The organism is Micromonospora maritima (assembly GCF_902825405.1).
GTDB classification, from domain to species: Bacteria; Actinomycetota; Actinomycetes; order Mycobacteriales; family Micromonosporaceae; genus Micromonospora; species Micromonospora maritima.
Genome location: NZ_CADEAU010000164.1, coordinates 1 through 10,446, shown reverse-complemented (window position 1 = coordinate 10,446; position 10,446 = coordinate 1). Strand labels below are relative to the sequence as shown.

Annotated in this window: 7 protein-coding genes; 3 read left to right on the top strand and 4 right to left on the bottom strand. The window is 72.7% G+C overall.

Annotated features, from left to right (window positions below; all coding sequences use genetic code 11):
* Positions 1-172 precede the first annotated feature (172 nt).
* Complete coding sequence (locus HUW36_RS16375) at positions 173-826, bottom strand: class I SAM-dependent methyltransferase (protein ID WP_174528967.1); 654 nt, start codon at positions 824-826, stop codon at positions 173-175.
* Between the two features lie 164 nt (positions 827-990).
* Between HUW36_RS16375 and HUW36_RS16370 the strand changes: the two genes are divergently transcribed.
* The gene (locus HUW36_RS16370) at positions 991-3,090 is read left to right on the top strand and encodes a DNA gyrase/topoisomerase IV subunit B (protein ID WP_174528966.1); all 2,100 of its coding nucleotides are present in this window, start codon (positions 991-993) and stop codon (positions 3,088-3,090) included.
* Positions 3,091-3,122: 32 nt separating this feature from the next.
* Positions 3,123-5,612, top strand: a complete 2,490-nt coding sequence (locus tag HUW36_RS16365) for a DNA gyrase/topoisomerase IV subunit A (protein ID WP_174528965.1) — start codon at positions 3,123-3,125, stop codon at positions 5,610-5,612.
* Positions 5,613-5,775: 163 nt separating this feature from the next.
* On the opposite strand, the gene HUW36_RS16360 is transcribed toward HUW36_RS16365, so the two are convergent.
* From HUW36_RS16360 to HUW36_RS16350, 3 genes are all read right to left on the bottom strand, one after another.
* Positions 5,776-7,113, bottom strand: a complete 1,338-nt coding sequence (locus HUW36_RS16360; protein WP_174528964.1) for a uracil-xanthine permease family protein — start codon at positions 7,111-7,113, stop codon at positions 5,776-5,778.
* Positions 7,114-7,209: 96 nt separating this feature from the next.
* Positions 7,210-7,854, bottom strand: a complete 645-nt coding sequence (locus tag HUW36_RS16355) for an alpha-ketoglutarate-dependent dioxygenase AlkB (protein WP_174528963.1) — start codon at positions 7,852-7,854, stop codon at positions 7,210-7,212.
* A 40-nt stretch (positions 7,855-7,894) separates the two neighbouring features.
* The gene (locus HUW36_RS16350; RefSeq protein WP_174528962.1) at positions 7,895-9,220 is read right to left on the bottom strand and encodes a polysaccharide pyruvyl transferase family protein; all 1,326 of its coding nucleotides are present in this window, start codon (positions 9,218-9,220) and stop codon (positions 7,895-7,897) included.
* Positions 9,221-9,368: 148 nt separating this feature from the next.
* Between HUW36_RS16350 and HUW36_RS16345 the strand changes: the two genes are divergently transcribed.
* Positions 9,369-10,446: acyltransferase family protein (locus HUW36_RS16345; RefSeq protein ID WP_174528961.1), on the top strand; the 1,078-nt coding region annotated here is incomplete at its 3' end.

The window sequence follows — 10,446 nt, the reverse complement described above, 5'->3', positions numbered from 1 at the left end:
GCACCACCGCGGCCGGCAGCGCCACCGCGGCGACGGCCATCGCCGTCGCGAGCACGGTACGACGGAACACGGACATGCCCGACCTCCCCCTCACACATCGAAATGTGAAAGATTCTTCAAGGAGGCGATCAGATCACGGGCGTGTGACGGGCGTCAATGGCCCGATACCGGCTCAGGCGCGGTGGAACTCCGCGCGCCACCGCAGCCCGCCGTCCGGCGCGGTGATCTCCTCGACCCGCGCCGACGTGAACCCCGGCGCGCCGAACGACTCGACCTCGGCCCGGGTCAGCGGCCACGGCGGGCCGTCCAGCGCCTCACCGGGACGCCGCCCGGCGGCGATCACCAGCAGCGTCCCGCCCGGCGCCACCAGCCGGCCCACCGCGGCCGTGGCCCGCGCGCGCAGCCCCACCGGCAACGCCTGCACGTTCATGCTCTCCAGCACCAGGTCGAAGCCGCCGACCCAGGGCGCCGGCGGGGCGAACAGGTCGGCCACCTCGTACCGGACCGGCGAGCCGGCGTGTCGCCGCCGCGCCGCCCGCACCACGGTCGGGGAGACGTCGAAGGCCAGCGTGCTGAACCCCAGGCCGGCCAGATGCTCGGCGTCCCGGCCGAAGCCGCACCCGACCACCACCGCCCGGCGGCCGGACCCGTCCGGGCGCAACCGTCCGGTCCACTCCGCGAGCAGCGAGTGCGGTGCCGTCAGGTCCCAGGGCACCTCGGCGGCGCCCCGCTCGGCGTCCGCGTAGAGCCGCTCGAACCGGCCGATCGCGTCACCCTCGGCCGGCGACCGGGAAGACGACCGGTCGCTCTCGTCGTTGACGTGCACGGACGCCTCCCCGCTCCGGGCGCCGCCGAATCCGGTGGCGGCACCGACCCGGCCCGCAGGGTAACCGGACAACGCACCGCACCCGGTGACACGGACCTGTCGGGGCGCCGGGCTAGGCTCGCTCCGGCGCGCCGCGCCCGGCGATCGCCGTGGGGGATCACACGGTGAACGGCACCACCACCGCCGAGACCTGGGAGTACGACCAGTTGACCGCACAGCCTGAGACGCTCTACGGCGCCGACGACCTCACCCACCTGGAGGGGCTCGACGCCGTCCGCAAACGCCCCGGCATGTACATCGGGTCGACCGACAGTCGTGGCGTGGGTCACCTCGTCAACGAGATCCTCGACAACTCGACCGACGAGGGTGTCGCGGGTCACGCCACAAAGGTCGACGTGATCCTGCACGCCGACGGCTCGGTCCAGGTCGACGACGACGGCCGGGGCATCCCCACCGACGTGCACGCCAAGTCCGGCATCTCCGGCGTCGAGCTGGTGCTGACCCGGCTGCACGCCGGCGGCAAGTTCGGCGGCTCCGGCTACAAGACCTCCGGCGGCCTGCACGGCGTGGGCGCCTCCGCGGTCAACGCGCTCTCCCGCCGGTTCGACGTCACCGTCCGCCGGGGCGGCAAGGTCCACGCCATGTCGTTCCGCCACGGCGTACCCGGGATCTTCGACGGCGACGGCCCCGACGCGCCGTTCACCCCCGGACCCGGGCTGCAGATCGTCGGGGCGATGAAGCGCGGCCAGCGCACCGGCACCTCGATCCGCTGGTGGCACGACCCCCGCTACTTCGAGACCGGCGCCGCGCTCGACACCGAGGCGGTCCGGCTCAAGCTGCGCAACACCGCCTTCCTGGTCCCCGGCGTGGCCTACCGGCTGCGCGACGAGACCGGCGAGGAGGTGGCCGAGGAGCGCTTCCACTTCCCCGACGGCCTCACCGACATGGTGGAGTTCCTCTCCCCGGCCGGTGACCGCCCGGTCTCCGGCACGCTGCTGGTCACCGGCGAGGGCACCTACCGCGAGAACGCGGCCGACGCCAACGGCGTGATGCAGTCCAACGTGCAGCGCCGGGCCGAGGTCGAGATCGCGTTCCGCTGGGGCACCGGCTACGACCGCACCGTCGAATGCTTCACCAACACCATCCGCAACGCCCACGGCGGCACCCACCGCAAGGGCTTCGAGCGGGCGCTGGCCCGCACCCTCGCCGACGCCGCCCGCAACGCCCGCGGCCTGCTCAAGCCCAAGGAGGACGCGCCCACCCTGGACGACGTCCTGGAGGGCATGACCGCGGTGGTGCACGTCCGCATCCCGGAACCGCAGTTCACCTCGCAGACCAAGGACGAGCTGTCCACCGCCGGCATCACCAAGGTGCTCCAGGGGCTGGTCGAGGCGCACCTCAAGAGCTGGCTGGAGGACCGCCGCACCAAGGCCGAGGCCCGCACGGTGCTCCAGAAGATCGTCGACGCGGCCCGGGTCCGGCTCACCCAGAAGCAACAGAAGGACGCCGCCCGCCGCAAGACCGCGCTGGAGGGCGCGGCGATGCCGGCGAAGCTCGTCGACTGCCGCGCCACCGGCGTCGAGCGCAGCGAGCTGTTCATCGTGGAGGGCGACAGCGCGCTGGGCACGAGCCGGATGGCCCGCTCCTCGGAATACCAGGCGCTGCTGCCCATCCGCGGCAAGATCCTCAACGTGCAGAAGGCCAACCTCCAGCAGGTGCTGGACAATGCCGAGTGCGCCGCGATCGTCCAGGTGCTCGGCGCCGGGTCGGGCCGCACGTTCGACCTGTCCGCGCTCCGCTACGGCCGGGTCCTGATCATGGCGGACGCGGACGTCGACGGCGCGCACATCCGGACGCTGCTGATCACGCTGTTCGCCCGCTACATGCGACCGCTGATCGAGGCCGGCCGGCTCTACGCGGCGATGCCGCCCCTGCACAAGATCACCACAAAGGGGCGCAACCCGCAGACCGTCTACACCTACACCCAGGCCGAGATGGAGGCGACGGTCCGCAAGCTGGAGAAGGCCGGCAGGCAGATCGTCACCCCGATTCCGCGCTTCAAGGGCCTCGGTGAGATGGACGCCGACGAGCTCTGGGACACCACCATGAACCCGGCCACCCGTGCGGTCCGCCGGATCACGCTCGACGACGTCGAGGCCGCCGAGCGGATCCTCGAACTGCTCATGGGGGAGAAGGTCGAGCCGCGTCGCAACTGGCTGATCGACTCCGCCGACCGCGTCGACCGCGACGCCATCGACGCCTGACCCTCGGGTTCGTTTCGGAAGGAAGCTGCACCATGGCACGCCGCAAGGACGACCGCGCCAAGGCGGACCTCTCCGCCTTCGACCAGGCCGGCGCCCGGGTCTTCGACAACCCGCTGGTCACCGAGGTCTCGGACTCCTACCTGGAGTACGCGTTCTCGGTCATCCACTCCCGGGCCCTGCCGGACGCCCGGGACGGGCTCAAGCCGGTGCACCGGCGCATCCTCTGGTCGATGTACGAGCAGGGCCACCGCCCGGACCGGGGCCACGTCAAGAGCGCCCGGATCGTCGGCGACGTCATGGGTAAGTACCACCCGCACGGCGACACCGCGATCTACGACGCGATGGTGCGGCTGGCGCAAGACTTCTCGCTCAACGTCCCGCTCATCGACGGGCACGGCAACTTCGGCAGCCCGGACGACGGCCCGGCCGCGGCCCGCTACACCGAGGCCCGGATGTCGCGGGAGGCGATGCTGCTCACCGGTGAGCTGGGTGAGGACACCGTCGACGTCGAGCCGAACTACGACGGCTCGCTGACCCAGCCCACGGTGCTGCCGGCGGCGTTCCCGAACCTGCTCGTCAACGGCGCGTCCGGCATCGCGGTCGGCATGGCGACGAACATGATCCCGCACAACCTCGGCGAGGTGGTCCAGGCCGCCCGGTGGCTGATCAACCACCCGGACGCCACGCTGGACAAGCTCATGGAGTTCGTGCCCGGCCCCGACCTGCCCACCGGCGGGCTGCTGCTCGGCCTGGACGAGGTGCGCCGGGCGTACGAGACCGGGCGCGGTGTGGTGCGGATGCGCGGCCGGGTGGAGATCGGCCCGCTGGAGGGCAGCCGCGGCCGGCAGGCCATCACCGTCACCGAGCTGCCGTACGGCGTCGGCGCCGAGAAGGTCATCGCGGCCATCACCAACGAGGTCAACAAGACCAAGCGGCTGACCGGCATCGCCGACGTCAAGGACCTGACCGACCGCGAGAACGGCACCCGTCTCGTCGTCGAGTGCAAGGTCGGCGTCAACCCGCAGGCGCTGCTGGCCGACCTCTACCGGCTCACCCCGCTGGAGCAGTCGTTCGGCGTGAACAACCTGGTGCTGGTGGACGGCCAGCCGCGCACGCTCGGGCTCAAGGAACTGCTCGAGGTGTTCCTGTCGCACCGCTACGAGGTCGTCACCCGGCGCAGCTCCTACCGCAAGCGCAAGCGGGAGGAGCGGCTGCACCTGGTCGACGGCCTGCTGATCGCGCTGCTCGACATCGACCGGGTGGTCAAGCTGATCCGGGCGAGCGAGGACGCGCAGGCGGCCAAGGACGGCCTGATGCAGAAGTTCAAGCTCTCCGAGATCCAGGCGACCTACATCCTGGACACTCCGCTGCGCCGGCTGACCCGGTACGACCGGCTGGAGCTGGAGGCCGAGCAGGAGAAGCTGCGCGGCGAGATCGCCGAGCTGTCGAAGATCCTCGACGACCCCAGGGTGCTGCGGAAGCTGGTCTCCGACGAGCTGGCCGCGGTGGGCAAGCAGTTCGGCGCCGAGCGGCGCACCACGCTCGTCGACGGCGACCTCAAGGAGGTCCTCGCGGCGTCGGTGCCGGCCGGCCCGCTGGAGGTGGCCGACGACCCGTGCCAGGTGATCCTTTCCGCCACCGGCCTGGTGGCCCGCACCGCGGCCGAGTCGGAGGAGGCCGCCGAGGCGCGGCGGCGCAGCGGCCGGGTCAAGCACGACGCGGTACGCGCCGTGGTGCACTCCACGGCCCGGGGCCGGGTGCTGGTGGTGACGAGCGCCGGCCGGGCGTTCAAGATCGACGTCCTGCCGCTGCCGGTGCTGCCGGAACAGTCCGGCACGGTGTCGCTGCGCGGCGGCATGTCAGCCGCCGAGCTGGTGCCGCTGGAGCCGGGGGAGACGGTCGTCGGGCTGGCCCCGCTGGGTCCGTCCGCGCAGGGGTCGCCCGGGCTGGCGCTCGGCACCCGGCAGGGCGTGGTGAAGGTCTGCGCGCCGGACTGGCCGGTCCGCTCGGACGAGTTCGAGGTGATCTCGCTGCGCGACGGCGACGAGGTGGTCGGGGCGACCTGGCTGACCGACGCCACCGACACGCTGGCGTTCGTCTCCTCGGAGGCCTCACTGCTGCGCTTCCCGGCGTCCCTGGTCCGGCCGCAGGGCGCGAAGGGCGGCGGGATGGCCGGCATCAGCCTGCCGGCCGGCGCCCGGGTGGTCTTCTTCGGCGCGGTCCGCACCGACGACGCGACGCACGGCGAGCCGATGGTGGTCACCTCGACCGGCGCCACGGTGAAGGTGACACCGTTCAAGGCGTACCCGGCGAAGGGCCGGGCGACCGGCGGCGTGCGGGCCCAGCGGTTCCTCAAGGGTGAGACGGACCTGTCGGTCGCCTGGATCGGCCCCCGGCCGGTGGGCGCCACGGCGAACGGCGACCCGGTGGAGCTGCCGCCGGCCGACCCGCGCCGCGACGGCTCCGGGTTCGCCGTGATGCTCGGCCCCACCGTCGTCGGCCACCACGTCGACCGCGACTGACCACGCCCATACGCGGGCCCGATCGCTGCGACGATCATGAAGTTGGCGGCGCGATTCGCCCGATTCTGTCCCGCCAACTTCATGATCGACCGGCCTGGCCGCCCGGGCCCGGGCACGGGCCGGGCGAGGGTGAGGTGGCGGGCGGCCAGGGGGCCGGGGCGGGTCAGAGTTCGGGCTCGGGGCCCCGGCGGGACTCGGGGGTGGTGCCGCGCAGGCGGGCGATCAGCCGCATGCCGTGGTAGATCACCAGGGCGGCGGCGGTGCCCAGGGCGATGCCGTTGAAGGACAGGTCCCCGGCGGTGAGCGTGTAGTTGGCCGCGCCGACGATCACCGCGACCGCGGCGGTGAGCAGGTTGACCGGGTCGTGGAAGTCGACCCGCCCCTCGATCCAGATCCGGGCGCCCAGGATGGCGATCAGGCCGTACAGCGCGGTGGTCGCCCCGCCGAGCACGCCGGCCGGCACGGTGAGGATCAGCGCGCCGAACTTCGGGCAGAGCCCGAGCAGGATGGCGGTACCGCCGGCCACCCAGTAGGCGGCCGTCGAGTAGACCCGGGTCGCCGCCATCACGCCGATGTTCTCCGCGTACGTGGTGGTGCCGGAGCCGCCGCCGGAGCCGGCGAGCACCGTGGCGACACCGTCGCCGAGGAACGCCCGGCCCATGTCCCGGTCGAGGTTGCGGCCGGTCATCGCGGCGACCGCCTTGACGTGCCCGGCGTTCTCCGCGATCAGCACCAGGATGACCGGGATGACCAGGACCACGGCGCGCAAACTGAAGCTCGGGGTGTGGAACTCCGGCAGCCCGACCCAGGCGGCCTGCTTCAGCCCGTTGACCGCCTGCTGGTCGAGCTGGCCGGTCAGCGCGGCGAGCACCCAGCCGACGACCACGCCGAGCAGGATCGACAGCCGGGCCAGGAAGCCGCGGAAGGCGACGGTGGTGATCAGGATCGCGGCCAGGGTGACCAGGGCGATCAGCGGTTGCGCCTTGACGCCGGTGCCGGCGCCGCCGCCGTCCCAGGCGACCGGCGCGAGGTTGAGCCCGATCAACGCGACGATCGCGCCGGTCACCACCGGGGGCATCAGCGCGTCGATCCAGCGGGCGCCGGCCAGGTGGACCACCACGCCGACCAGGGCGAGCGCGGCGCCGGCGACGACGATGCCACCGAGGGCGGCGCCGATGCCGCCACCGGTCTTGGCGGCCAGGACCGGCGCGATGAACGCGAACGACGACCCGAGGTACGACGGCAGCCGGTTGCCGGTGATCAGCAGGAACAGCAGCGTGCCGATGCCGGAGAAGAAGAGCGTGGTGGCGGGCGGGAAGCCGGTGATCAGCGGGACGGTGAAGGTGGCGCCGAACATGGCGACCACGTGCTGCACGCCCACGCCGACGGTACGCGGCCAGGACAGCCGTTCGTCGGGGCGGACCACGTCGCCGGGGCGGACCGAGCGGCCGTCGCCGTGCAGGGCCCACGGGGACCGGCGGGTGGTGGGGGACTGGGTCATCGGTCGCCCTTTCCGTCGTCGGGTGACGGGGGCGTGATCGACCCTGGGAGTTGTTTCTAGCACGGAGCCGGCCCGCGGGAGGGCCCGGGCCGGTGGTCAGGCCACCCCGGCGGGTCGGAACTGGACGCTGACCCGGGGGCCGACCGGGCGGGCGGTCTTCGGCACGGCGTGCTCCCAGGTGCGCTGGCAGGAGCCGCCCATCACCACCAGGTCACCGTGCCCGAGGGGGAAGCGCAGGCTGGTGCCGCCACCGCCGCGGGGACGCAGCAGCAACTGGCGGGGGGAGCCGAACGAGACGATCGCCACCATGGTGTCGGTGTGCGCGGAGCGCCCCTGGGTGTCGCCGTGCCAGGCGACGCTGTCCCGGCCGTCGCGGTAGAGGCACATGCCGGCGGTGACGAACGGCTCGCCCAGTTCGGGCGCGTAGTGCCGGGTGAGGGCGTCGCGGGCCGCGGTGAGCACCGGGTGCGGCAGCGGCCGTCCGGCGGCGTACCAGCAGAGCAGGCGGGGGACGTCGACCTCGCTGTCGTACATGGTGCGGCGCTCGGCCCGCCACGGGACGTCGCGCAGCAGCGTGTCGAGCACCGGGTCGGAACCGCGCACCCAGCCGGGCAGGTGGTCGACCCAGGCATCCCGGCTCAGCTCGTGGCGGCGCAGCTCGGTCGGCTCGGCGAGCGGGCCCAGGGTCGGGCCCTGCTCGGACAGGTCGAGCATCGAGGGCTGGTACGCGACGTCGGACACGCCCCCGATCGTACCCCGGAATCGAACAGGCGTACGACGGTCAGCGACCCAGCATCCGGCGGACCGGACCCGGCACGGCCTGCTTGATCCGCTCGCGCAGCCCCTGGGCGCGCAGCCCGTCGACGGTGCCGGCGAGCGCGCGGTTCTCGTCGCGCAGCCGCTCGATGCGGCTCAGCAGCTCCTCCCGCGGTGCGGCGCCGACCGGGCGGACGGCCGGCGGGAACACGGTCTCGCGGACCCGCTCGTCGAACCGGGCGGCGCTGTCGCCGTCGGCGAACGACGTGCCGAGGTCGTGCTTGGCCAGGAACGCGGTGATCGTCGCGAAGCGGGCCTTGTGGCCGGAGTTGAGCGCGGTGTAGTCGGCCTCCGCGTAGAGTTCGGCGGCGTCGACGTCGGCGGGCACGTCTCGCATGATCCGGTGCGGGATGTCGAAGTAGCGGGCCAGCTCCAGCGTGCGCGAGTCGTGCGCGAAGAGGTAGCCGGGGGTGCCGGAGATCAGCGCGGTGATCGTGCCGTGGATCCGGGTGCCGAAGGCGAAGTCGTAGTCGGCCAGGTGTGCCATCCAGGTCCACGGGTCGACGAACATCCGCACCTTGTCCTCGACGAACAGGGGGTGCGAGGTGTGCAGCGGCATCTCGCCGCTCTTGCCCCGGTGCTCGGGCGCGTCGCCGTAGAGCAGGGTGCCGAGGGTGCGCAGGTCCTGCGGCACGTAGCAGAGGTTCGGGTAGCGCTCGCGGTGGTGACGGACGACGGCGGCCATCGAGGCGACGTACGGGGAGATGGTCAGCGCGACCCGGTCGTCGGTGCGCAGTTCTTCCCGCGGCTTGTCCAGCCGGAAGTTGTCGCCGTGCAGGAACATCGACGGGCAGCCGATCTGCTCCACGGCGGAGAAGCCGAGCGTCCGCAGGTAGCTCTCGGTCACCTCGCCGCGTACGCCGATGCTGTGCGACCGGTCGAGCACGGCGCGGCAGAAGGCGGTGACCGGCTCGTCGATCTGCCGCAGGTACTCCCGGTCGCCGTCGACGTTCGTCTGCACGCCGACCCCGAGGACCACCACCGGGATCTTCAGGCGCTCGATCAGCCGGGTCATCGGGGTGAGGCGGTGCACGAAGCTACGGCGGAAGGCGTTGGCCAGCGGGACCACGAACACGTCGTACCGCTCGTTGATCTCGTCGGCGAGGCGCGGGTCGGCCGGGCTGCGGGTCGCGGTGATCTCCGCCGTGGAGGTGGCCAGCAGCTTGTGCGCGGCGTGGCTGAAGACCAGGTTGCCCGTGTTGTCGCCGATCCAGTTGCCGGCGAACGTCTCCTCCGGCGTGAGGACGTCGAACGGGCCCTTGCGGGCGCGGAGCAGGATCCGCTGGTGCATCCGGTTCGTCACCTTCCGTACTGGCACGGCGGGTCCGGCGGGGCCGGGAGGGCGCCCGCGCGGGCAGGAACGGAAATCCTATCCGCCGCCCGTCGGGGCCCGGTCGGGCCTCGGCACCCCGCTCCTACCACCGGGTAGGGTGCCCGGGATGACCAGTGCGCCGACCACCACCCGCGCTCCGCGCCTGCCGTCGCTGACCGGGTTGCGCTGGGTCGCCGCCCTGCTGGTCTTCGGGTTCCACGCGGGCACCATGCGGATCGTCGCCGAGCCGGATCTCAAGGCGGTGGTCGACAAGGCGTTCAGCCTGGGCCTGTCCGGGGTCGAGTTCTTCTTCATCCTCAGTGGATTCGTGCTGGTCTGGTCGTACCGTGACGGCGAGCCGGGCCGCACGTTCCTGTGGCGCCGGGTCGCCAAGATCTACCCGAACCACGTGGTCACCTTCCTGGCGGCGCTGGCCGTGGCGGCCTGGTTCGCCGACCCCGTCCCCCGGCTGGCCGCCCTCGGCAACCTCTTCCTGGTCCAGGCCTGGATCCCGTTCGGCGGCTACTTCTACAGCGTCAACAACGTGAGCTGGTCGCTCTCCTGCGAGCTGGCGTTCTACCTGTGCCTGCCGCTCGCGGTGCCGTGGCTGCGCCGGGCCCGCACCGGGGCGCTGCGGGTCGTGCTGGTCGCCGCGCCGCTGCTCATCCTGGCCCTGTGGCCCGGGCAGCAGTTGGTGCCCGAGGAGCAGCGGTGGTGGTTCACCCAGATCTTCCCGGTGACCCGGTCCTTCGAGTTCTGGATGGGCGCGGCAGCCGCCGAGCTGATGCGCCGCAACCGCTGGCGCGGCCCCGACCTGACCGTGGCCAGCCTGCTCTTCGTCGGCACCTGGGTGGTCGCCGCGTTCTGGGTGCGCGCCGAGTTCTGGGCGGCGCTGCTCGCCGTGGCGTACCTGCTGGTGATCACCGCGGCGGCGCAGGCCGACGTGCGGGGCCGGTGGACCCCCTGGCGGTCCCGCCCGATGGTGTGGCTGGGGGAGGTCTCCTTCGCCTTCTACCTGGTCCACGTGCTGGTCATGGTGACCGTGCTGCGGCTCACCGGTGACTGGGGCACCGGGCTGCCCGGGTGGCGGGGGCCGCTCGCGGTGCTCGGCTTCCTGCTGCTCACCCTGGCCCTCGCCGCGGCGCTGCACCGGTGGGTGGAGGTGCCGATGATGCGTCGCCTCGGCCCGCGCCGGCCCCGCCCCG